Raw genomic sequence first — 23,684 nt, 5'->3', positions numbered from 1 at the left:
CCGTTCTAATCGGCTTCCAACACAAAGGCCGTCTGAAACATCTTTTCAGACGGCCTTTTGTATTTCCTTTAAAATATCGCATTCCCATTTATTTTCAGACGGCCTCTTCATGTTTTCCAACGAATCCGCCCCCAATCTGCTGCAAGGCTTAAACCCCGAACAACTCTCCGCCGTAACCTGGCCGCCGCAATCCGCCCTCGTTTTGGCTGGCGCAGGCAGCGGCAAAACACGCGTACTGACCACGCGTATCGCATGGCTTTTGCAAAGCGGGCAAGCCAGCGTGCACAGCATTATGGCGGTAACGTTTACCAACAAAGCCGCCAAAGAAATGCAGACCCGTTTGGGCGCGATGATTCCCGTCAACGTCCGCGCCATGTGGCTCGGCACGTTCCATGGCTTGTGCCACCGCTTTTTGCGCCTGCACCACCGCGACGCAGGCCTGCCCTCCTCCTTCCAAATCCTCGACAGCGGCGACCAGCTTTCCCTGATCAAACGCCTGCTCAAAAGCCTCAATATCGCCGAAGAAATCATCGCGCCGCGTTCGCTGCAAGGCTTTATCAACGCGCAAAAAGAATCCGGTTTACGCGCTTCCGTCTTGAGCGCGCCCGATCCGCACACCCGCCGCATGATTGAGTGCTACGCCGAATACGACAAAATCTGCCAACGCGAAGGCGTGGTCGATTTTGCCGAACTCATGCTCCGCAGCTACGAAATGCTGCAAAACAACGAAATCCTGCGCCAGCACTACCAAAATCGCTTCAACCACATCCTAGTCGACGAGTTCCAAGACACCAACAAACTGCAATACGCCTGGCTCAAACTCATGGCGGGCGGCAACGCGGCAGTGTTTGCCGTCGGCGATGACGACCAAAGCATCTACCGATTCCGCGGCGCACACGTCGGCAACATGACTGCGCTGATGGAAGAGTTCCACATCGACGCGCCCGTCAAACTCGAACAAAACTACCGCTCCGTCGGCAACATTCTCGCCGCCGCCAACGCCGTTATCGAAAACAACGACGAACGCCTCGGCAAAAACCTGCGCACCGACGCCGAAGCAGGCGACAAAATCCGCTACTACTCCGCCTTTACCGACCTCGAAGAAGCCCAATTCATCGTGGACGAAACCAAAGCCCTCGAACGCGAAGGCTGGGATTTGGACGAAATCGCCGTCCTCTACCGCAGCAACGCCCAATCCCGCGTCATCGAACAAAGCCTGTTCCGCAGCGGCATCCCCTACAAAATCTACGGCGGCCTGCGCTTTTACGAACGCCAAGAAATCAAACACGCGCTCGCCTACCTGCGCCTTGCCGTCAATCCAGACGACGACAACGCCCTCTTGCGCGTGATTAACTTCCCACCGCGCGGCATCGGCGCACGCACCATCGAAAACCTTCAGACGGCCTCAAACGAACAAGGCATCACCCTCTGGCAGGCAGCCTGCAATGCCGGCGCAAAAGCCACCAAAATCGCCGCCTTCGTCCGCCTCATTGAAGCCCTGCGCAACCAAGTCGGACAAATGCCCCTGTCCGAAATCATCGTCGGCATCCTCAAAGACAGCGGCCTGACCGAACACTACAAAACCCAAAAAGGCGACAACCAAGACCGCCTCGACAACCTCGACGAACTCGTCAACGCCGCCATCGAGTTCAAACCCGAAGACAGCAACTTTGAAACCCTGCCCGACAACATTTCAGACGACCCCGCCTTCCCCATCCTCGCCTTCTTGAGCAACGCCGCCCTCGAATCCGGCGAAAACCAAGCAGGCGCAGGCGAAAAAGCCGTCCAACTGATGACCGTCCACGCCTCCAAAGGTTTGGAATTTAACGCCGTCTTCCTCACCGGCATGGAAGAAGGCCGCTTCCCCAGCGAAATGAGCCTTGCCGAACGCGGCGGCCTCGAAGAAGAACGCCGCCTCATGTACGTCGCCATCACCCGCGCCCGCAAACGCCTCTACATCACCATGGCGCAACAACGCATGCTGCACGGACAAACCCAATTCGGCATCGTCTCCCGCTTCGTCGAAGAAATCCCACCCGAAGTATTGCACTACCTGTCCGTCAAAAAACCCGCCTTCGACAGCTACGGCAGCCCGCGCCAAACCGCCGCGCCCAAAGACAAAATCATCGACGACTACAAACAGCCGCAAACCTACGCAGGCTTCCGCATCGGACAAAACATCCGCCACGCCAAATTCGGCACCGGCGTCATCATCGATGCCGTGGACAAAGGCGAATCCGCCCGACTGACCATCAACTTCGGCAAACAAGGCGTAAAAGAGCTGGACACCAAGTTTGCGAAATTGGAAGAGATGTAGAAGGGAGATGGCAGAGGCCGTCTGAAAACGGGAGGAGCAATTTTGCCGAAACCTCCGCCGTCATTCCCTCGCAGGCGGGAATCCAGAAGTAGAAATGTAGGTTGGATACTCGTATCCAACAAAAACATTGACGCGTCTATCGTTTCCGAAAAAAACGCTGTTGGAAAATGTCGGATTCGAGAATCCGACCTACGGCTGCTGCTTTTGGGGCGATGAAAAAGCAGCCTGCACTTTAAATTTCACTCGTTTCCCTGCTCATAAGATTTCAAACAATTGTGCCAACAGCACATCCTGCAGCACCACCCGCGTTTCGGCCTGCCGAAGCAGCCGTGCGAGTAGTGCATCGATTTCTACGCCCGAAACAGTTTGACGCAGGCTGGATAAAGCCTTCATGCGGTTTTTTTGTTCGAATGCATCTTCCATACCAGGTTTGACACAAAAATACCAAAACGGCTCGGTCCTCATGTGGTAGAGCGGCATGCCGAAATTTTCTTGGTGGTATGCGTTTGCCACCCACCGCTGCCATTGCTGTCTGAATATTGCCTGCCATTCTTCCAAAAGCGTATCCGAAAAATCAATTTTTTCTGTGTGCAGGCTGCCTGATTCATACAGCAGGCATAAACTGTATAGAAGGATGAATTTATGCGGGGCACGGTTGTTTGCTTGTGTAAAACTTGTATGCAGGCTGCGGAATTGTTCCGCATATTTTAATAATGTTGCCAAATCTTTCATACCGCTTCCTTCTGCAAACTTTGCAATACCTCCTCCGGTTGCCAATTCAATGCGCGGCAATAATCAATAAACTCAAAGATATCCAGCCGCCTGTCACCTGTTTCCACTTTTCCTACGAACGAATGCACCACATTCATCCGTTCCGCCAATGCACGCTGCGACAACCCCAAATCCAATCTTCTGCGGATAAGGAGTTGTCGCAAATAGGTGTGTTCGGCAGAGTGTACCGACAAACGAATATTTCTCATGCGCTCCGATTTTAGGTACAATCACGCATGCACCTGTTTTAGGTGCAAATAAGAAATATGTATAAAAATGACCGTAATACCCATACACCCTGCCAACCCGTTCGACGCTATACGCCAAAACATCACTGAAGAATATTTGAGCGAAACACAGAACTACCCTTGGATTGTTACCTTTTCAGGCGGCAAGGACAGCACCCTTGTCGCCCATTTGGTGTTTGACATGCTGCTTTCGCTGCCGCCGATGCTGCGGACGCGGCAGGTGTTCTTCATTTCCAACGACACGCTGGTGGAAAGCCCGCTGGTAGTGAAACACATGCGCCAATCTTTGGCAGAAATTCTGCGTGCCGCTGAAATTTTCAGGCTGCCCATCAGCGGCGAAATCACCGTGCCGAAATTGCAGGACACCTTTTGGACGCTACTCATCGGCAAAGGCTACCCCACGCCCAACCGCTCAATGCGCTGGTGCACCGACCGCCTGAAAATCCAGCCTACTAGCGGCTACATCCTGCAAAAAGTAAACGAAAACGGCAAAGCCATCATCGTACTGGGCGTGCGCAAAGACGAATCTGCCACCCGCAAAGCAAGTATCGAAAGCCACCAAAACTTGGAAAACAGCAATCTGACCCCGCACAGTGATTTGAAAAACGCGTTGGTGTACCGACCGATTGTCGATTTGAGTACCGACGACGTGTGGGAATTCCTTGCTGCCAACGACCCGCCCTGGGGAGGCGCACACAGCGATTTAATCAAGCTCTACCGCGAAGCCGCTGGCGGCGAATGCCCGATTGTACTGTCGCAGGAAGAAGCCCCTGGCTGTGGCACCAACTCTAGCCGTTTCGGCTGTTGGACGTGTACGGTGGTCAATAAAGATAGAAGCCTGCAAGGATTTGTGGATGCGGGGAAAACCGAATTTGCACCGTTAATTGAATACCGCGACTGGCTGGTGGACATCCGCAACAAACCCGAATACCGCCAGGCCGAACGGCGCAACGGAAAACTTACGTTCAAAGGCGGCAAACACATCCCCGGCCCGTTCACCATAACGGCGCGGCAGGAAATGCTGGCGAAGCTGCTAAAAGTGCAGGCTGCTTTCGGCGAAGAACTGATTTCGCAGGACGAAATCGACCTAATCAAACAGATTTGGACGGAAGATATTTTGAAACAAGGAGACAGACGATGAACCCGGAAACCGAAGCACAAATTGCCGACCTACTGCTGTGGCGCGACCACGACGCGCGCCATTTGCTGGAAGTGGCCGCCAAAAAACACAATGTCAAAATGGAAGCGGCGGCGGAGCTTCTTGCTTGGGCGCGCCAGGTGCGGCGCAAGGGTGACAAATACGGCGGCATGAAGCAGAAGCTGGACAAAATCTTCGAACAACAGGATTTATGGGGGGAATAAGGTGTATATCAAACGGATAAAACTGAAAAATTTCAAATCCTACGCCGAAGCCGAATTTGAATTTCCCCCACCTGAAAAAGGGCGAAACCTGATTTTGGTCGGGGCGGAAAACGGGCACGGTAAAACCACGCTGCTGGAAGCGATTTACCTGTGCCTGTACGACAAAGACGCGATTGCCAATTTCCAACGCGCCGGACTGGGCGACAGCAAATTCAAATACCATGACTTCATCAGTCAGTCGCTGTACAAGGAAGCCGACGCCCAAATGGCTAGATCCTACGAGATGGTGTTAGAAATGGATTTGATGAAAACCGGCACGTTCGACGAACAGGGCATCCGCATCGTCCGCAAATGGCATTTCGACCATCACGGCCGTTATCGGGAAGAGTTTAACGAACTGATGCTGTATTCGTCCGACAAAGGCAGCCTGCAACCCATTTCGGGCGAAGAAATCCAAGATTATCTGGAAGATTATGGCCTGCCGTCCGAATATTCCACGTTTTTCTTTTTTGACGGGGAACAGCTGGTCAATATTGCCAAACAGTTCGGCGCAGGCGGCTGGATGAGCAGTGCGCTGAACAAACTTTTGGGCATCGACCTGCTTAAAGTCTTGCAGGCAGACGTGAGGGAATACGGGCAGAAGCTATACAGCGAAAAGGCGGGTGGCAGGCAGAAAGAGCAGCTTTCTGAAGCCGAACGCCGTTTTCAGGCTGCCTCTGAAGAGTTGGCGCGTCATACCGAAACCCTGCAACAGTGGCAGCGGCAGAAGCAGGAAGCCGAAACTCGGCAGGACGACTTGCAGATGCGGTTGCGGGGCGCGGGCAGCACGCAGCATTCCAAAGAGCTGATTGCCCAAATCGAACAGTGCGAAACCGAAACCGCCCAACTGAACCAAAGCATTCAGGCAGCCTTGTTAGCCTTGCCGCTTGCCCTACTGCCTGAAAACGATATCGCCGCCCTGAAAACGCAGCTTCACGGTGATTACCGCCGCCTGCTGCACGAGCAGGGCAAAGAGCAGAACGCGCACCGGTTGGAAGAATTCTGGCGAGCGTTTTCCACCAATCCCAACACGCTGGAACTACTGACGCCGAAAATCCTGAAAGACGAACTGCTCAAACGTGCTCTGAACGAATCATGGAACGTTCTGTTCGATAAACTGCCGCCAGATGCATCTGACCCCATGCAGCATAATTACTTGGACGATGCAGGCTTTCAGGCGGCCTCCGACAACATCGCCCGCATCACATCGCCTGACAACGACCTCGGCAGCCTAAACAAAGAGAAAAACCGTCAGGAAACCAAACTGGCCGAGCTGAAACGCCGCTACGAACAGCAGGAAGACAGCCTTGCCGATTCCGACCGCCTGCGCGAAGAATTGGAGCGCGTTCAGAAAGAGCTGGCCGAAGCCAACCAAAAACTCGGCGGCGCGCAAAACAGCATCGAGCGCAGCCAAACCGAAGCCAACCGCCTGAAAACCGAATGGGAAACCCTGCAACAGGCACTGATAGACAGCCTGCCCAAACAACAAAAGGCCGAGCGCGCCGAAGCCGTATGCCGTCTGATAGACGACTTGGCCGTGCAACTGCGCCGCAGCAAACTGGATGCATTCCGCAAAACCGTAAGCAGCCTGCACAAGAAAATCGCCCATGACAAACAAATCGGCGATATCGAAATCGGCGAAGACGGCAGCCTGTCGCTGTACAGCCAAAACGGCACGGCCATCGACTTCCAGCCGCTTTCGCACGGTGAAAAGAAAATACTGGTGCTGACCCTGATTGCTGCACTGGCTGAAATTACCGACTACCAAGTCCCCTTCGTGGTCGATACCCCGCTCACATCTTTGGACACGCGCCATTGTAACAACCTAGTGCAATACTGGATGAATTTAAACCGCCAAGTGATTATTCTGGTGCAGAGTGCCGAAATCAGTTCCGATGTCTATCAAAAGCTCAATGCACAGGGGCGCATCGGCAAAAGCTACCTTATCCGTTCTCAAAGCCTGCAAGGCGGCGGAAAATGCGCTACCGTTACCCCGCACGCCTATTTTGAATAAAGGGAAACGCCATGTACGAATTGGACGACGACAAAATCTGCAATGACAAATACTGGGTAACGCTGACTGAAAACACCCATATCAAATCCAGCGGCGAAGCGGCCAAAATCCTAAAACGGCTCGAAAGCGACGGCGTGCTGCCTAAAATGCAGAACCATGAATGGGCGCGGCTGTGCATCGCCTTCTGCTTTGCCAAAACCAAAAATATCAAAGATTGGGAAAAGAAACCCGGCATGGACGGTGGTTTGGAAATCGCATCGTTCAACACTTGCTTTAATCAAAACGGCAAAAAAGGCGAAGAAAAATTTTGGCTCGCCTACATCAGCCAGCGCATGTTTGATGAAGTGCCGGAACAGAAATTCACCAAAAAACACTTGTTTGCCTATATCCAACTGGCGTGGCACAACGGCGCGAAACTGCTGGAGGAACGTTACCGGAAAGCCTTGGACTACTGTGACGGCAGCATCGTGGAAGCCAAAAAAATATTCTTTGACGAACTGGCCGGCTTGGCGGCGCAACACCGGGGCAGTGGTTCGGACGGTGCTGCCCCTGCCGTTTCAGGCAGCCTGCACCCGGCCGCTTCCGGCACGGAAGAACAAACCTGCATCAAACTCAAAACCGCACTGGACAAAACAGTCGGCAAAGGCGGTACGATACAGCCTGAATACGGCGGCGTGCGCTATGACTGCTTGCGCGTGCAGTTTGACCGCTATGTGGATTTGGAAAAATACCACAGCCAAATTTGCTCCGAATTGGGCATCGGCGATGACGAAATGCGCTGCGGACGCATACGCGGCGAAGCCAATACATGGCACATCAATATCCTGCGCCCGCAAGACACTTGGCGGCAATACGGGCAAAGTGAGTTTCAGACGGCCTTACAGCAATACCGCGCATCGGCACAGCAATTCAGATTGCCAGTGTGTATCGGTTTGGACGAACGCGGCGAACCCGTGTTTCAAGATTTTGCCACCGCGCCGCATGTGATGGTAGGCGGGGAAACGGGGGCTGGGAAATCGGTACTGGTGCGCTCAATGCTGGCTTCCCTGTTCGAACTCGCTCCTCAGAATGAAACGGAAATCGTCGTGTGTTATTGCAAAGTTTCTGCGGATTTCGCCGCCTTCAAAGACCGTCCGAATTTATGGCAGGGGCGCATAGTCAGCGATGCGGAAGAAGCTGCTGAAATATTGTCGTCTTTTGCTGACGAGATGGATAAACGATACCGCCTGATGGACGAATACGCTGCAAAGGATATTGCAGAAGTCCCACAGCACGCCCGTCCAAAATATGTTGTTATCGTGATTGACGAACTGGCCGACCTTATCGATGTCAGCAGTGACGCAGAAGGGCATTTGGTACGGCTGGCACAAAAAGCGCGCTCCGCAGGAATGTATCTGTTATTGGCAACGCAACGCCCCGATGCGAAAACACTCAGCGGCCGCCTACGTGACAACCTGCCGACCAAAATTGCGTTGAAAACAGGCAAACGCCAGTCTTCCGAGATTATCTTGGGCGAGCGCGGTGCTGAAAACCTGACGGCCAAAGGCGATCATTTGGTCAAATGGAACAATGAAGCAGCACGTTTTCTGCACGGGTATAATGTATAATTTGTTCAACCATCCTTTGCAAAGGTCTCAGGCCGTCTGAAACTTAAATGGGGTTTCAGACGGCCTTCTTCTTTTGGGGATTAATGATTAGGCTTTAGGTTCGCCATCATTCTCTGCTTTGGGCGGAACGGGTGCAAACCAGCCGACCAGAAGCAGCAGCAAGCCGACGATGATGAAGGAGGCAATGCGCTCGATACCGCCGCTGTTGGAAAGCTCGATCAGGAAGAGTTTGACGACCACGACGCCCATCAGCGTCGCGCCTGTCATCCAGTAGGAACGCTGTTTGTGGCGGTTGCCGAGTACCATCAAGATAATGGCGGTTACTGCCCAAACGACGGAGAGGCTGGCTTGCAGGCCGAAGGATTGGAGCATGATGTCGAGACGCCAAGTGATGCCGTCGTAGAAATGCCATACGCGCATCACGCCTGCGCTGATCAGCATAAATGCCAAGGCGGCGACTGCGGTTGCCGTGGTACGGCGAAGCTCGGGCGGTAAGGCTTCAGGCAGGGATTTCAGGGCAAACCAAAGCATACCGGCGCTGACGAGTTCCAATGGGTTAAGCACGGGAATATACGGCAATGGTGAAGGTTGGAACGGAGTGGAAAAGTTGGTCCACAGCATCCAACAGGCAGCGGCAAGGGCGCACAACGGCATAGCAAAATGCTGATAAATGGCTTGATGCCGTCTGAAAAATTCGCGGTGGCGCTGCGTATGGAAAACAATCCACATCGCCAGCGGCACGACAAGCCATGAGAGCTGCGCCCAAACGCCGTAAAAACGCTCGCCGACATACAGCGCCGTCCAAAGCGTCCACAGTACGCCGAGTATCGTGATATTGAGTTTGTGCAACCAAATCAGATCATGGCGCGGATAGTTGTTCAAAATAATGAAGTTCAACACGGTGGCGGCCACAAGCGGCAAGGCTGCGGCGGCTGTCCATGCGTGTTCGGTATGGTAGAAGACGAAATGCATGGCAAACACGGGCAGGAATGCCAAGTTTGCCTGCAGCAACTCTTCCCATTTCAAACGTTTTGCAAACAGCAGCAAGCCGGCAAATATCGGCCACATCCACAACTCGATAAACAGGGTTTCCTCGCCTGTCCATTGCATATAAAGGGCGTAGCTGCCTGTTGCCAACGCAGTAAGCAGGATGATCCAGCCTGAAATCTGCGCAAAGTAAACCTCGTTTCCTTCCGGCTTTTCGCTTGCAACCGGCACACGCGGATATTGCAGCGCGTAGGCAGCCGCAAACAGCAAAGGCGTAGCGGCAATAAGGTACAGATGGCTCAGGAAGCCTTGGGATTCATAAATAATACCGGCTTGCAGCAACAGGGCGAACAATACATTGCCCAAGACAAATGTGATAAATACATTCGGCTCATGTTTGCGCCGGCAGAATGCCCACGCCGCCGCCAAAGCGGAAAGAGCGACAATGCTGCCTTGGTCGGCCAAGAAAAGCAAAGGCAAAATAGAGATGTACAGCAAGGCGGCAGACAACACGGCCGTCTGAACGGATTTTTCCCATTGCGCCGAACCTTCGCGACGCGAGAAATACCACAGCAAGTAAATCGCTGCTCCGCCAAGCAACACCACAACCGTTGTAAACCACTGCCCTTCCAGAACGGTATCCGTGCCGAAGCCCTGATAATTGCCCAACTGAATCAGTGCCGCCAAGAGATAAACCATCAGCGCACCCAAACGGATATGCGGACGCTGTTGGCGCAAACCGAAGAAATAAACCAGTGCGGATTCGGCACTCCACAAAATGACCGTATTGCTCGGTTCAAAATAAAGCGGAACGGCAATAGTAAGGAACAACACCGCCAACGCAAAAAACGCCTGACGCAAAATATACAGCCCCTGCTGACGTTTCAGCAGCAGCGCGGCCAGTCCGTAAACAGCGGCAAAACCCAATGCGGAAAGCGCATCCGCAGACGGCCAATGCTCCACCATGCGGTATTGCAGTCCGAATGCCGCCGCCATCGTGCCAAACAATAAAGTATGGTCGAGGACATGCACGCGCAGGCCGTGTGTATAAATACTGTTGCCAATCTCCTCCAAAGTCGCATTGTCGGCAATCGGCGTAACGCCGTCTTCACTGTTTTCCGTCAGCTTACGACGTGCAAACAGATACGCGATAAAGGTATAGAGCAGCCAGTGGTAAATCAGGAAAGGCTCGGTAGTGGAGAAATGTTGCGGCGTATAACTTCGCATGCCCCACAGCGCGGCAATGGCAAAAGTAGCGACAAAGCCCGTCAGGTTCAGCGGACGCCATGCCTTAAACCAAGCAATCGCGGCCACACCGCCGTTGAGCAGGGCGAGATAAGAAAACAGCACCAAATAATTGCCGCTGCCGTCTGAAGTCAGCAAAGGCGCGGCCATACCGCCGATTAAAGCAACTTGCGCCATAATCTGCGCATTCTGCCTTACCGCCAGCCACGCCATCAGCACAACCATCGCCACCATCAACCCGAACACGACCGACACAGGCAGCAGCGGATGCAGTTTCAACGCCGCCAACGCCGTCAAATACATCACCGCCACGCCGAAACCCTGCAACACCAAGCCATATTCACGCTTACGGCTTTGCAGCTTCCAGCCGCCGACTACCGCCGCCAAACCCGCGCCTGCCACAGTCAGATAACGCAGCTCCACCGGCACATGAACCCGCTCGGAGGCATAGCGCAAGAGAAACGCCAAGCCGAGGAACAGCACCACAATACCGGTTTTCAACAGCGGATTACCGCGCAAGAACCAAGCAACAATCGGATTGTCGGAAAACTTATACTCTCCTCCTTCCACCTTATCTTTATGGATAACGAATTGACGCGATGGAGCCTCTTCGTTTTCAGACGGCATCGAAGCAACAACAACCTCTTCCTTAGGCAGCTCTTCTTGTTCAGCAGCAACCGGAGCAACCGCCTCGACAACTTCTTCCACAACAGGCTCAGGCGAAGCAGCAGCCTTGGCAGGTACAGAATCAATAGGTATAGAAAAAGAAGGGGCAAACGCTTCCTCAATTTTCTGCTTAACAGGCGCAGCTTCCGCTTCAGACTCAACCCGGACATGAAGCGGCTCAGAGGCCGTCTGAACATCGGCAACAGGCCAAACCTCAAGCCCCTGCCCTACCTTCGCCTCATCACGGACAGCCTCATGCTCCAACACCGACAAACGCTGTTTCAGCAGCTCGATTTCCTGCTCCAGCTTTTGCATCCTGTCGCCTGCCGTAGCAGATTCAGCCAAACGCTCTTCTTGACGCTGTTTGGCAATCGACCAAGCAACCAGCCAAAACAACGACCCAATAATCACGCCGGTGAACATCTCATCAGCAAAATAGCCGATAATAATAGGAATAAGCAGGCCAAAAAACTGCATGAAACACCTGTTTGATAACAATAAGAATATGCCGATTGTAACACCGGCAACATTATTCATGAAAAAAAGAGATAAAAGGCCGAGAATAAAAGCATACGGCGAATAGAATGTAGAAAATCGGAATAGAAAAAGGCCGTCTGAAAATGTTTAAGGATTTTCAGACGGCCTCAGACATTAAGCATTACCATATTCGTGTTGATATACATACGTAGTTCCAGTTTAATAGTTTTAACTTTAAGGTAGCTGATATAAACGGGATTAAGAGGAAAAATCAGTAGGATTTATTGAAAACAATAAGACATTTATTAAAATTTATAAAGTAAATTATACACAGGTTATCAACAGGCTTACTGAAAATTTTTTTCCTAATTCCTAGGAAAAAAAATATTTCTGTTTTATAATTTGAAAAAATCAAGGAGTTTTTATCATGAAAAGTCAAGATATTCTGCTACTATTGAAAATATTTAGTCTCTCCTACTACGAAAAAATTGACCTTACAAACAAAAAAATGGTGAAATCGGAATTTCTTACTGAACAGCAGAAGAAGCAGTATTATTTAAATATTATTTATAAAAATAAGGAATCAAAATATAACAACTATTACTTGAATAAGTATTATGGTGAAATTGAAAATTTATATTCAAAAATAGATTTCAATAGTCTTTTCGATGAGAATAAATATTCACTTTTATCATTGGAAAAAAGTACAGGTATTAGCAAATCTCAAATTAGTCTTTCATTAAAAAGATGTATTGATTTAAAATTGCTACTGATTCGAGATAGAATACCCTATGTAAATACACAAGATCTCCTGAATGTCGTAATTCCTGCATTGAGATTTTTTTTCCCTATAAAAAAAATAGGTAATGTTAGAGGAATACCTATTTCATATTCATCACCTTTTTTGTATGAGAACATCATATCAAGCAAAAAACTTCCGATGGTATGGGAAGATGCTAATGGTACGGTAGTAGGGGATGCTATTGAGCCACTATATAAAACAGTTCCATATGCTGCAGCAAAAGATCCTATGTTATATGAATTATTAGTGCTGGTAGATTCAATTAGGCTCAATGCACCTAGGGAAAAGCAAGTAGCATTTGAGCAATTAAAAGATATTTTTATGGGAAAATGATGAATACGGCAAGTAAATTGCATTTTGATATGCTGAAAAAAGTAGTATCGAAGTTAACACCTTCATTAAGAGAAAAAATTGTTTTTGTAGGAGGCTGTACAACTTGTTTATTTGTAGATGATGTAAGTCAAGAAGATATTCGCAGTACAGAAGATGTAGACTTGATTATTTCTGTATTAACACATGGTGAATACAGACACTTTCAAGAAGAATTGAAAAGTTGCGGATTTAAAGAGCTTGGCTTAGAAGATGAGGAAGGACCAATATGCAGAATGAAATTAGAGAATATCTTAATAGATTTAATGCCAACAAACGCTATTTTAGGTTTTGAAAATAAATGGTATCCGATAGCTTTTGAAACGGCTGAAAATTATCCATTAGATGAATTTATAATTAAATTGATTCACCCAATTTATTTTTTAGCAACCAAATTTGAAGCATACAACAATAGAGGTAATAGAGACATTCTTGGAAGTAAAGATCTTGAGGATATCTTGATTGTGTTAGATGGGCGAAACCAAATTTACGAAGAACTTTTTAAGTTTAAATCTAAACATAATAATGTTATAGAATTTATTCAAGAGCAACTTAAGATATTAAATAATGAAGGTTTATTTTTATATAAATTAGATGAATATCCAAATGTAGAAGATAAGATTCGCAGAATATTGGAATTATAATGAAAGTAATTTGGAGAAGTTATCAAGGGAAAGATAGAAAATGTAATAGCGATTATGGTGTTTTTTGTAATTATTCTAATTGCTATGTATTTATAATTGGGGATGCAAAGGAAGAAATTGAATCTCAAAATTTTATTAAATATATTTTAGAGGTTATTGCGAAAGAATTATATTCAGAAAATCGAAATATTTTAAGCATATTGCAACATGCAAAGGAATCATATGTCAGAGAGGTAGGCATGCCAAACAAATTGCCAAATCAAATAGCATCTCTACATATATTAATTGTTAATAAGGAAAATTTCCAAACACAAAGCTTTAATCTTGGTGATTGTAGATTTGGCCATAAAATAAATAACGAATGGAAATGGTTAACGGAACCGCATGTTATATCTGGATTGGAACACTATGTTACCCAATCATTTCGTACAAAGAAGTCAATTGGAGAAATTTGTAAACAAGAATTTATTTTAGACCAAAAGGAAAGTTATTGTTTGGGAAGCGATGGATATTGGAAAGAAAATATAAATCAGTCTGATGATCATAGTCAATTATTAATATTAGAACTAGATGTTGAAACACTAGAGACTAGTGATACAACAATAAATTTTAGTATATTTTGAATTATATCTTGAATGAAATGCCGTCTGAAATTTTCAGGCGGCATTTCATTCATATAAGCATCAATGCGCCTCTTCCCAATTCATCCCCACGCCCACTTCCGCCACCAGCGGCACGTTCAACATCCCTTCATCCACTTTCGCCATAATCTGCGGCAGTTTTTCTTTGACTAAATCCAGCTCGGCTTCGGGTACCTCCAACAGCAATTCATCATGCACCTGCATAATCAGCTTGGTTTGCAGGAGGTCGTATGAAAGCCAACGGGAAACGTCTATCATGGCGCGTTTGATGAGGTCGGAGGCGGTGCCCTGCATGGGGGCGTTGATGGCGGCGCGTTCGGCTCCGGCGCGGGCGTTGGCGTTTTTGTTGTGGATGTCGGGCAGGTAGAGGCGACGGCCGAACAGGGTTTCGACGAAGCCTTGCGCGGCGGCTTGTTCTTTGGTGCGCTGCATGTATTCGGCGACGCCGGGGTAGCGGGCAAAGTAGCGGTCGATAAAGTTTTTGGCGGAAATGTTGTCAATGCCCAATGATTTGGCGAGGCCGTATTGGCCCATGCCGTAAATGAGGCCAAAGTTGATGGTTTTGGCGTAGCGGCGTTGTTCGGACGAGACGTTTTCGGGGGCGATGCCAAATACTTCGGCGGCGGTGCGGCGGTGTACGTCTTCGCCGTTTTGGAACGCGGTAATCAGGGTTTTGTCGCCGGAAAGGTGCGCCATAATGCGCAGCTCGATTTGGGAATAGTCGGCGGAAACGATGACTCTGCCTTGCGGTGCGGTAAAGGCACGACGCACGCGGCGGCCTTCTGTGGTGCGGATGGGGATGTTTTGCAGGTTGGGGTTGTTGCTGGCGAGGCGGCCGGTAATGGCGACGGCTTGGGCGTAAGTAGTATGCACGCGGCCGTCTTTGGGTGAAATCATTTCGGGCAGTTTGTCGGTGTAGGTGGATTTGAGTTTCGCCAGGCTGCGGTTTTGCAGGATGATTTTGGGCAATGGATAGTCAGGCGCGAGCTGTTCAAGTACGGCTTCGTTGGTGGAAATGCCGCCTTTGGCGGTTTTTTTCAGGCCTTTTGTTGGGATGCCCATTTTGTCGAACAGGATCTCTTGCAGCTGTTTAGGCGAGTTGAGGTTGAACGGCTGGCCTGCGGCGGCGTAGGCTTCTTGTTCGAGCTTCATCAGCTCGGCGCCGAGTTCTGCGCTTTGGCGGGCGAGTTCGGCGCGGTCAATTCGTACGCCGTTGCGTTCCATTTCAAACAATACTTGTGCAACGGGCAACTCCATTTTTTCATACATTTCAAGCTGTTTGGCATCCATCTGTGCGCGCAGGTGCGCTTCGAGGCGCAGGGCGAAATCGGCGTCTTGGGCGGCGTATTCGGTCGCCTGCCCGATGGCGACATCGGCAAAACTGATTTGCTTCGCGCCTTTGCCGCACAGCGATTCGTAGGTAATGGTTTCCAAGCCCAGCCAGCGTTCCGACAATTCGTCCAAACCGTGTCCGAGATGGCTCTCGATGATGTAGGAAGCGAGCATGGAATCGCCGGCAATGCCGTTCAGGGCGATGTCGTAGTTGGCGAAAACATGTTGGTCGTATTTGAGGTTTTGCCCGATTTTTTTCAGGGCGGGATTTTCCAAATGCGGTTTCAGACGGCCTAATACGTCTTGTAAATCAAGCTGTTCCGGCGCAGCAGTCAGGCTGTGTCCTACGGGGATGTAAACTGCTTCGCCTGCTTGGAACGCAATGCTGATACCGACCAGCGTGGCATTCATCGCATCTAATGACGTGGTTTCCGTATCGATGCCGATTTTGTCCGCCTGAGCCAGTTTGTCCAACAAGGCGGCAAACTGCGCTTCGGTGGTAACGGCTTGATAATCCAGTTTTTCAGGGGCTGGAGCGAGTTCGGGTTGTTTTTCAGGCTGTGTTTCCATCGCCAATGCGGCTTGTTCGCCGATATGCTCGCTACCGAACAAATCAGTGTTTTGCGCTTCGCGCATACGGCTTTCCGCCTCTTTCAACCAAGTGCGGAAGCCCCAGCGTTTGAAATCGACAACCAGTTGCGCCCATTTAGGCGTAGTGCGGCGCAGGCTTTCGAGGCCGTCTGAAAGCTCGGTGTGCAAGTCCACATCGGTTTTAATCGTTACCAAATCATACGACAGCGGCAGTTGTTCCAAAGCGGCTTGCAAGTTTTCGCCGACCTTGCCTTTGACTTCGGCAGCGTGTTCCATCACTCCGGCCAGCGAGCCGTAGGCTTCCAGCCACTTCACCGCGGTTTTCGGGCCGCACTTCTCCACGCCCGGCACGTTGTCCACCTTGTCGCCCATCAGCGCGAGATAATCGCGGATTTGGTCGGGGCGCACGCCGAATTTTTCCTTCACGCCTTCAATGTCCAGCGTTTCGCCACTCATCGTATTCACCAGCGTCACGCGCTCGTTCACCAACTGCGCCATGTCCTTATCGCCGGTGGACACCACCACGTTCCACCCTGCTTCGCTAGCCATCTTAGCCAAAGTGCCGATAACGTCATCCGCTTCCACCTGCGGAATCACCAATACCGGCCAGCCCATCAGGCGCACCAAATCCGGCAAGGCTTCCGCCTGCGGGCGCAAATCGTCCGGCATCGGCGGACGCGTCGCCTTATAGTCGGGGAACATCTCATGGCGAAAATTTTTGCCCTTCGCATCAAACACCACCGCGCAATAGTCGTGCACATAATCCGCCCGCAGCCGGCGCAGCATATTCAACACGCCATACATCGCCCCAGTCGGCGCACCATCGGGCGCAGACAAATTCTGCCCCATAGCATGATAGGCGCGGTAAAGATAAGAAGAGCCGTCAACGAGAAGGAGTGTGGGTTTGTTGGACATGGGGAACCTGCTGTGTGTATGAAAATAATGTACGGATTATAAAGGAAAAGGCCGTCTGAAAACCGAAAATCAAGTTTCAGACGGCCTGATGTTTACATAAATATACGGTTTCAAGTATTGCGCCTCAGAATCCCATCTTGTATATTTGTATTCAAATGAATACAAACCAAATCGAACGAATATGAATGCAACGAACCGTATCCCAATTAGTGTGCGCATCACTCAGGAAGATGCTGATTTTATTGCCGAACTTAAAATCGAAGGTGCGAATACGCCGTCTGAAAAAATCCGCGAATTGCTCAAGCTGGCGCGCTTGGCGCATACGCAGACACGCGATTACGGCTCTGCACTGACGGCGCAGGAGCAATTTTTCCAAGCGGCAAAACACGAAATCTTGCACGCTGAAAAACAGGCGGGGGTGCATTCGCATATCGTGGCGCGTTTGTTTGAGCAGTTGCCCGACTTAGGCGCAACGCTTGCCGCCGACCTGCCTGAAGAAGCCAACCTCGACGATTTGAAAAAATACGAGCGCGAATTGATGTGGCGCATCGTCCGCCTCACCGACAGCATCTTGCAACTCGCCGTAACCGGCAAAGGCGCGGCATATGACGATACCGTGTTGCAACAGCTTGAAAATACTTTGAAACTGGCGAAGATTGTGCAGCAGGCAAATGAAGTTTAAGACTGCCGCCATACCAAATGAAACAAACACATTTTAGTGAAAGGAAAATCCAAATGAGCGAAACCCTATCCCGCCGAGTAGGCCGTCTGGTAAGTGGCGGTTTTCATGCCCTGATTGATGCGGCGGAAAACCTTGCGCCTGAAGCGGTAATGAACGAAAGCATCCGCGAAATTGAGCGCGCAGTAGATGAAGTGCGTGCTGAGTTAGGCAAAGTGTTGGCGCAGAAACACCTTGCCGCCAAGAAAATGGCCGATGAAAGCAACCGTCACGAAGCCATCGATGCCAATCTGCAAGCCGCCGTAGATGCCGGTCGCGATGACCTTGCCGAAGCAGGTATCGCCGAACAGATGGACATCGAAGCGCGTCTGCCCATCTTGGAAAATACCATTGCCGATTGTGCCGCACAAGAAAAAGAGCTCGAAGGCTTTATCGCCGCCTTGCAGGCGAAAAAACGCGAGATGCAGCAGCAGTTGCAAGATTGGCGTGCCGCACAGCAAAGCGTGGGCGCAGGCAAAGCGGCAGGAGGCAACGGCAGCGACCTCAACCGTATCGCCCGTGATGCCGAAAAAAGCGGCAATGCTTTCGACCGTGTGATGGGTCGCCAAAACTCGGTACACAACAGCACCGATGCGGCGCAGTTGGCAAAGCTGAAAGAACTGGAAGACTTAAGCCGCAACAACCGCATTGCCGAAAGATTGGCGGCATTGAAAGCGAAATCATAAGCCATATTGAGAAAATCTCGGTTTCAGACGGCCTCTATCTTCACGGGGCCGTCTGAAAAAAAGAAAACCATACACACCTCAATAACAAAAAGATGCCGGATTGGGAAAATCCTGTCAGTTACGACAAATTAATAAAAATATCCATATCCAATCGACTTAACTTTAAAATAAAATATATGCCGTCTGAAAATTAAAAAGAATAAGGAAATGCAATATGTGGAATTTAATCAACGCCCCCGAAACTGAAATCTTCGGCATTGCCATTGCGCTGATGGTTTTGCTCGGTGTGTTGGAAGTCATTTCCATGCTGGCAGGCGGTATCAGCGACTGGTTGGACAACCTGTTGCCCGACAGTCTGACCGAAACCGCGCACGCCGAAGTCGGATTGGATGTGGCGGATGCAGGCATATTCATGCGTTTCCTGAGCTGGCTGTATGTCGGACGTATTCCGGTGTTGATGTTGATGGTGGTATTTCTTGCCGTATACGGACTGACGGGTTATCTGTTTCAGACGGCCTTTGCCACTGTATTCGGCAGTTATCTGAATGGCACGTTGGCAGCAGTCATCGTCTGGTTTCTTTCCCTGCCGCTGGTGCGCCTGACGGCGGGCGGACTGTACAAAATCATGCCCAAAGACGAAACCACCGCCGTTTCGCAGGAAAGTCTAATCGGACGCATCGGCACGGTGGTACTGGGCGAAGCACGGGCAGGCAGCGCGGCGCAGGTACGGGTGAAGGATGTGTATGGTCAACAGCATTATGTGATGGCGGAACCGGATTCCGACGAAGTATTGAAACAGGGCGACGCGGTGTTGCTGGTGTCGCTGGAGGGAAATACGTTTAAAGCGATTTTGAATCCGAGCGGGAGCTTGGTGGATTGAGGTCATCTGAACATATAGAGACCGATGGGATTATGTAATGATTGGGAGTGTTTATGGATATTAATTTAATTGAGGATATTAAAAATATTTTTTCGGGAGATCCGCTAAGCAGGATGTCTGAAATTGCCGCTGTAGTATCAATATTTATTTATCCCATATTGCGAAAATTGTTTTCAGGATTCAAGTTTTCAAATAAATTCTCAAAAAGAAAAGAAGAATATGAACAAGCAAAAGAATTAATACATTTAATAGAGGAGGCAAAAAATAGTAATAAGAAGCCACATCCTTTTTTAATTGAAAAAGGTTATGCCTTAATTTCCGGAGAAAGAAGATTTAATTCAGATGAGATTACTTATTGTTTGAGTATGAATAACCCGAGTCAGACTCTAAAATATTTTTCTTCAGGATTCTATTATCTTAAATATTCAAAAGAATCTAAAAGATTTGATTATAGAAAGTCTGCAGATAGTTCAATAAAAAGGAAATTTCAATTAACTTTATGGCTTTTGATATATGCGTTCTTTGGTACAGTTGCATTTTATGTTATGTTAAATGCAATAGAGTATTATGCTAGAAGTAAATTTGGGGTAGCAATATTTTTAACTATAGCTTCAGTTATTTTTGCAATAAATGCCATAATTTTTATGTCATTTGGGATGAATGTTCGCATGGCTGAGAAATTTATGAAGCTGCAAGATGAAATGCTTAAGGAATCAGATTCATTATCCACAATAACAAATAAGTCTGAAACCGAGGTATCTGAAGTGGAAGAAGCTGAAGCCGAAAATCAAGAATTTTAACTTTTCAGTTTGGTAGTCGGATTCTTGAATCCGACGAATTGTTCCGCTTCAGCCGTATTGCACATAACCGAAATTGTCGGATTCAAGAATCCGACCTACCTTTAAAACTCCAAATTTTTAACTTTTTCAGACGACCCCAAACCCTAAAAAAACCGTCTGAACCCACGCCCCTCAAGGGTATATCGACAACAAGAAAGGAAAACCCATGAACTTAGTTTCCATCGGCATCATCGCCGGCGTCATACTCGTCGCGCTGTTTGTACTCGGCCTTATCCTGACCCGTCTGTATCGCCGCGCCAGCAAAGAAGTCTCATTTGTCCGCACCGGTTTTGGTGGCGAAAAAGTCATCATGAACGGCGGCGCGATGGTGCTGCCCGTATTGCACGAAATCATCCCCGTCAACATGAATACACTGCGCCTTGAAGTGCGCCGCGCTGCCCAACAAGCGCTGATTACCCGCGACCGTATGCGCGTTGACGTAATGGCGGAATTTTACGTCCGCGTTAAACCCAGCGCCGAGAGCATTGCGACCGCCGCACAAACGCTGGGTATGAAAACCATGTCTCCCGATGAGCTGAAAGACCTCGTCGAAGGTAAATTCGTTGACGCCCTGCGCGCTGTTGCCGCCGAAATGGCGATGGAAGAACTGCATGAAAAACGTGTTGATTTCGTTCAGAAAGTACAACAAGTCGTGAGCGAAGACTTGTTTAAAAACGGTCTCGAACTCGAAACCGTTTCCCTGACCGGCCTCGACCAAACCAGTTTTGAGTTCTTTAACCCGCAAAACGCCTTTGACGCGGAAGGTCTGACCAAACTGACCGAAACCATCGAAGGCCGCCGCAAAAAACGTAACGAAATCGAACAAGACACTGACTTGGCAATCAAAACCAAAAACCTCGAAGCCGAGCAGCAACGCCTGAAAATCTCGCGCGAGGAAGAATACGCCAAACTCGAACAAGAGCGTGAGATTGCCGTCCGCCGTGCCGAACAAGAGGCCAGCATTGCCGAACAAGAATCTCAGAAAAAACGTGAAGCGGAAGAAGCCAAAATTGCCGCCGAACGCGAAGTGGATTTGAAACGTATCGCCGCCGAACGCGACATTAAAAACGAAGACATCCGCAAAGCCCAAGCCGTTGAGCAAGCGGAGGTTGAACGCCGCAAAGCCATCGAATTGGCCGAACAAGACCGCGCCATCGCCGTTGCCGAAAAATCACGCGCCGAATCCGAAGCCAAAGCCGAAGCCGACAAAGCCCGTGCCGCAGCTGTTCGTGAAGAAGAAAGCGTGATTACCGTACGCGAAACCGAACGCGCCGAGCGTGCCAAAGCAGTTGAGTTGATTGCCGCTGAAGAAGCCGCGCAAAAAGATGCGATTTCGCTCACCGTCGCCGCTGAAGCCGAAAAACAAGCTGCACAAGACCGAGCCGAAGCCGTGCGTATTGCCGCCGAAGCCGAAGCTGAGAAACAACGCCTGCAGGCCAAAGGTGAGGCCGATGCCAAAATTCTGTTGGCGCAAGCGCAAGAGCAACAATATAAAGTTGACGCCGAAGGTACCCGCGCCGTCAACGAAGCCGCTAACGTGCTGAGCGTTGAGCAGGTTGAAATGCAAGTCCGCCTTGCCCTCTTGAAACACCTGCCTGACATCATCCGCGAATCCGTCCGCCCAATGGAAAAAATCGAAGACATCAAGATTTTGCAAGTCAATGGTCTGGGTGGCTTTGCCGGTGGTGCAAACGGCGCGGAAGGTGCTTCAGACGGCCAAACCACACAAGCCAGCCTTGCAGACCAAATGGTCAACAGCGCCCTGCGCTACCGCAGCCAAGCCCCATTGGTTGACGGTCTCTTGAAAGAGTTAGGACTGAATGGTGGCGACATCAACGGTCTGACCCAAGGACTGGATAAAACCATCGACCAATCATAAACAGATACCGTCATAATGGTTTAAAGGCCGTCTGAAACAGGTTTTCAGACGGTCTTTTTTGTATGCAAGCTCAGAAAAACACTAATATTTTCAATATTGATAAATTCAATTCTATTGCGGTTGCAATAAATTAGGATTCATCTAATCTATTTTTTAGGATAAAAAGATTGGGGGTTATTTTAAATGAATCACAAGGCTAACTGCTTCAATAATGATCCACCAACAATTTAGTCATAAAAGCCAGTTCTACCGTTTCGATTTCAAACTTACCATCTGAGACCTTTGCAAAATTCCCCAAAATCCCCTAAATTCCCACCAAGACATTTAGGGGATTTTCCATGAGCACCTTCTTTCAGCAAACCGCCCAAGCCATGATCGCCAAACACATCGACCGTTTCCCACTATTGAAGTTGGATCAAGTGATTGATTGGCAACCGATCGAACAATACCTGAATCGTCAAAAAACCCGTTACCTTCGAGACCACAGCGGCCGCCCCGCCTATCCCCTGTTGTCCATGTGCAGAGCCGTCCTGCTCGGCCAATGGCACAGCCTCTCCGATCCCGAACTCGAACACAGCCTCATCACCCGCATCGACTTCAACCTGTTTTGCCGTTTTGACGAACTGAGCATCCCCGATTACAGCACCTTATGCCGCTACCGCAACTGGCTGGCGCAAGACGACACCCTGTCCGAATTGCTCAAACTGATTAATTGCCAACTGGCCGAAAAAAACCTAAAAGTAGAGAAAGCATCCGCCGCCGTCATTGACGCCACCATTATTCAGACCGCCGGCAGCAAACAACGCCAGGCCATAGAAGTTGATGAGGAAGGACAAGTCAGCGGCCAAACCACACCGAGTAAAGACAGCAATGCCCGATGGATCAAGAAAAACGGCCTCTACAAACTCGGGTACAAACAACATACCCGTACCGATGAGGAAGGCTATATCGAGAAACTGCACATTACCCCTGCCAATGCCCATGAGTGCAAACACCTATCGCCTTTATTGGAAGGTTTGCCCAAAGGTACGACCGTTTATGCCGACAAAGGCTATGACAGTGAGGAAAACCGGCAACATCTGAAAGAGCATCGGTTGTTGGACGGCATTATGCGCAAAGCCCACCGCAACCGTCCGCTGTCGGAAGTGCAAACCAAACGTAACCGATATTTGTCGAAAACCCGTTATGTGGTCGAACAAAGCTTCGGTACGTTACACCGGAAGTTCCGCTATGCCCGGGCAGCCTATTTTGGACTGATTAAAGTGAGTGCACAAAGCCATCTGAAGACGATGTGTTTGAACCTATTGAAAGCCGCTAACAGGCTAAGTGCGCCTGCTGCCGCCTAAAAGGCGGCCGGATGCCTGATTATCGGGTGTCCGGGGAGGATTAAGGGGGTATTTGAGTAGAATCAGTGGATATTCGAAACAAAAACAGCCGAAAACCTGTGTTTAGGTTTCGGCTGTTGGGGGAAAGGAATTTTGCAAAGGTCTCCATCTACTCATCTATCGACATTTCAATGCCAAGCTGCTTATCTTCAGGCAAATAAAAAAGCACAACATTTCGTTGTGCTTTTTCTTGATGAACCCACATTACTTGTTTTTTTGCGAACGAAGGTAGTCCAAAGTTTTCAGCTGGGCAATGGCTGCTGCCAATGC

18 protein-coding genes and 1 pseudogene are annotated in these 23,684 nt (G+C 49.6%); 14 read left to right on the top strand and 5 right to left on the bottom strand.

Annotated elements, in window-relative coordinates; translation table 11 throughout:
• Nucleotides 1-109 precede the first annotated feature (109 nt).
• Nucleotides 110-2,317 (top strand): DNA helicase II, encoded by a 2,208-nt coding sequence (uvrD, locus tag ACTHSP_RS07530; protein WP_440345897.1) that lies wholly within the window; start codon nucleotides 110-112, stop codon nucleotides 2,315-2,317.
• Between the two features lie 255 nt (nucleotides 2,318-2,572).
• On the opposite strand, the gene ACTHSP_RS07525 is transcribed toward uvrD, so the two are convergent.
• Both ACTHSP_RS07525 and ACTHSP_RS07520 read right to left on the bottom strand, forming a co-directional pair.
• Nucleotides 2,573-3,049: a hypothetical protein gene (locus ACTHSP_RS07525; RefSeq protein WP_440345896.1), complete on the bottom strand. Its 477-nt coding sequence runs from the start codon at nucleotides 3,047-3,049 to the stop codon at nucleotides 2,573-2,575.
• Nucleotides 3,046-3,297, bottom strand: coding sequence for a helix-turn-helix domain-containing protein (locus ACTHSP_RS07520; protein WP_004518984.1), 252 nt, complete (start codon nucleotides 3,295-3,297; stop codon nucleotides 3,046-3,048). The genes ACTHSP_RS07525 and ACTHSP_RS07520 overlap by 4 nt, the downstream gene beginning before the upstream one ends.
• A gap of 67 nt (nucleotides 3,298-3,364) precedes the next feature.
• On the opposite strand from ACTHSP_RS07520, the gene dndC reads away from it, so the two are divergent.
• From dndC to ACTHSP_RS07500, 4 genes are read left to right on the top strand one after another with little or no spacing between them, the layout of a single operon-like run.
• Nucleotides 3,365-4,477, top strand: coding sequence for a DNA phosphorothioation system sulfurtransferase DndC (gene dndC / locus ACTHSP_RS07515; protein ID WP_440345895.1), 1,113 nt, complete (start codon nucleotides 3,365-3,367; stop codon nucleotides 4,475-4,477).
• The gene (locus tag ACTHSP_RS07510; protein WP_070606192.1) at nucleotides 4,474-4,698 is read left to right on the top strand and encodes a DNA modification system-associated small protein; all 225 of its coding nucleotides are present in this window, start codon (nucleotides 4,474-4,476) and stop codon (nucleotides 4,696-4,698) included. Before dndC ends, ACTHSP_RS07510 begins: the two co-directional genes overlap by 4 nt.
• Before the next feature lies 1 nt (nucleotide 4,699).
• Nucleotides 4,700-6,751 carry an AAA family ATPase gene (locus tag ACTHSP_RS07505; protein WP_440345894.1) on the top strand — a complete coding sequence of 684 codons (2,052 nt, stop codon included), beginning with the start codon at nucleotides 4,700-4,702 and terminating at the stop codon, nucleotides 6,749-6,751.
• Nucleotides 6,752-6,762: 11 nt separating this feature from the next.
• Entirely contained in the window at nucleotides 6,763-8,358 is a 1,596-nt protein-coding gene (locus tag ACTHSP_RS07500) for an FtsK/SpoIIIE domain-containing protein (RefSeq protein WP_440345893.1), read from the top strand.
• A gap of 87 nt (nucleotides 8,359-8,445) precedes the next feature.
• On the opposite strand, the gene ACTHSP_RS07495 is transcribed toward ACTHSP_RS07500, so the two are convergent.
• Entirely contained in the window at nucleotides 8,446-11,733 is a 3,288-nt protein-coding gene (locus ACTHSP_RS07495) for a DUF2339 domain-containing protein (RefSeq protein WP_440345892.1), read from the bottom strand.
• Between the two features lie 427 nt (nucleotides 11,734-12,160).
• Between ACTHSP_RS07495 and ACTHSP_RS07490 the strand changes: the two genes are divergently transcribed.
• From ACTHSP_RS07490 to ACTHSP_RS07480, 3 genes are read left to right on the top strand one after another with little or no spacing between them, the layout of a single operon-like run.
• Nucleotides 12,161-12,868, top strand: a complete 708-nt coding sequence (locus ACTHSP_RS07490) for a hypothetical protein (RefSeq protein ID WP_308538546.1) — start codon at nucleotides 12,161-12,163, stop codon at nucleotides 12,866-12,868.
• Between the two features lie 29 nt (nucleotides 12,869-12,897).
• Nucleotides 12,898-13,548 (top strand): hypothetical protein, encoded by a 651-nt coding sequence (locus ACTHSP_RS07485; RefSeq protein ID WP_308538547.1) that lies wholly within the window; start codon nucleotides 12,898-12,900, stop codon nucleotides 13,546-13,548.
• The gene (locus ACTHSP_RS07480) at nucleotides 13,548-14,171 is read left to right on the top strand and encodes a hypothetical protein (RefSeq protein ID WP_308538548.1); all 624 of its coding nucleotides are present in this window, start codon (nucleotides 13,548-13,550) and stop codon (nucleotides 14,169-14,171) included. Before ACTHSP_RS07485 ends, ACTHSP_RS07480 begins: the two co-directional genes overlap by 1 nt.
• Nucleotides 14,172-14,231: 60 nt before the next feature.
• On the opposite strand, the gene polA is transcribed toward ACTHSP_RS07480, so the two are convergent.
• Nucleotides 14,232-17,027 carry a DNA polymerase I gene (polA, locus tag ACTHSP_RS07475; RefSeq protein ID WP_440345891.1) on the bottom strand — a complete coding sequence of 932 codons (2,796 nt, stop codon included), beginning with the start codon at nucleotides 17,025-17,027 and terminating at the stop codon, nucleotides 14,232-14,234.
• 181 nt (nucleotides 17,028-17,208) lie between these two features.
• Here polA and ACTHSP_RS07470 point away from each other — a divergent pair, with 181 nt between their 5' ends.
• The 6 genes from ACTHSP_RS07470 to ACTHSP_RS07445 all read left to right on the top strand — a co-directional run bounded on the left by ACTHSP_RS07470 (nucleotide 17,209) and on the right by ACTHSP_RS07445 (nucleotide 23,375).
• Nucleotides 17,209-17,709 (top strand): hypothetical protein, encoded by a 501-nt coding sequence (locus tag ACTHSP_RS07470; RefSeq protein WP_314513834.1) that lies wholly within the window; start codon nucleotides 17,209-17,211, stop codon nucleotides 17,707-17,709.
• A 53-nt stretch (nucleotides 17,710-17,762) separates the two neighbouring features.
• Nucleotides 17,763-18,431, top strand: coding sequence for a PspA/IM30 family protein (locus ACTHSP_RS07465; protein WP_314513832.1), 669 nt, complete (start codon nucleotides 17,763-17,765; stop codon nucleotides 18,429-18,431).
• 214 nt (nucleotides 18,432-18,645) lie between these two features.
• On the top strand, nucleotides 18,646-19,311 hold the full coding sequence (locus ACTHSP_RS07460) for a YqiJ family protein (RefSeq protein WP_314513830.1): 666 nt from the start codon (nucleotides 18,646-18,648) through the stop codon (nucleotides 19,309-19,311).
• A 53-nt stretch (nucleotides 19,312-19,364) separates the two neighbouring features.
• On the top strand, nucleotides 19,365-20,111 hold the full coding sequence (locus ACTHSP_RS07455; protein ID WP_070591879.1) for a hypothetical protein: 747 nt from the start codon (nucleotides 19,365-19,367) through the stop codon (nucleotides 20,109-20,111).
• Nucleotides 20,112-20,316: 205 nt separating this feature from the next.
• Nucleotides 20,317-22,029 carry a flotillin family protein gene (locus ACTHSP_RS07450; protein ID WP_440345890.1) on the top strand — a complete coding sequence of 571 codons (1,713 nt, stop codon included), beginning with the start codon at nucleotides 20,317-20,319 and terminating at the stop codon, nucleotides 22,027-22,029.
• 338 nt (nucleotides 22,030-22,367) lie between these two features.
• Nucleotides 22,368-23,375 (top strand): IS5 family transposase, encoded by a 1,008-nt coding sequence (locus ACTHSP_RS07445; RefSeq protein WP_440345889.1) that lies wholly within the window; start codon nucleotides 22,368-22,370, stop codon nucleotides 23,373-23,375.
• Nucleotides 23,376-23,618: 243 nt separating this feature from the next.
• Here ACTHSP_RS07445 and ACTHSP_RS07440 read toward each other — a convergent pair.
• Nucleotides 23,619-23,684, bottom strand: a pseudogene (locus tag ACTHSP_RS07440) (F0F1 ATP synthase subunit epsilon); the annotation flags it as partial.

It is taken from the genome of Neisseria sp. P0001.S005 (genome assembly GCF_051963715.1).
The sequence above is the reverse complement of the archived record's forward strand: the minus strand, read 5'-3'. Positions and strand labels throughout refer to the sequence as shown.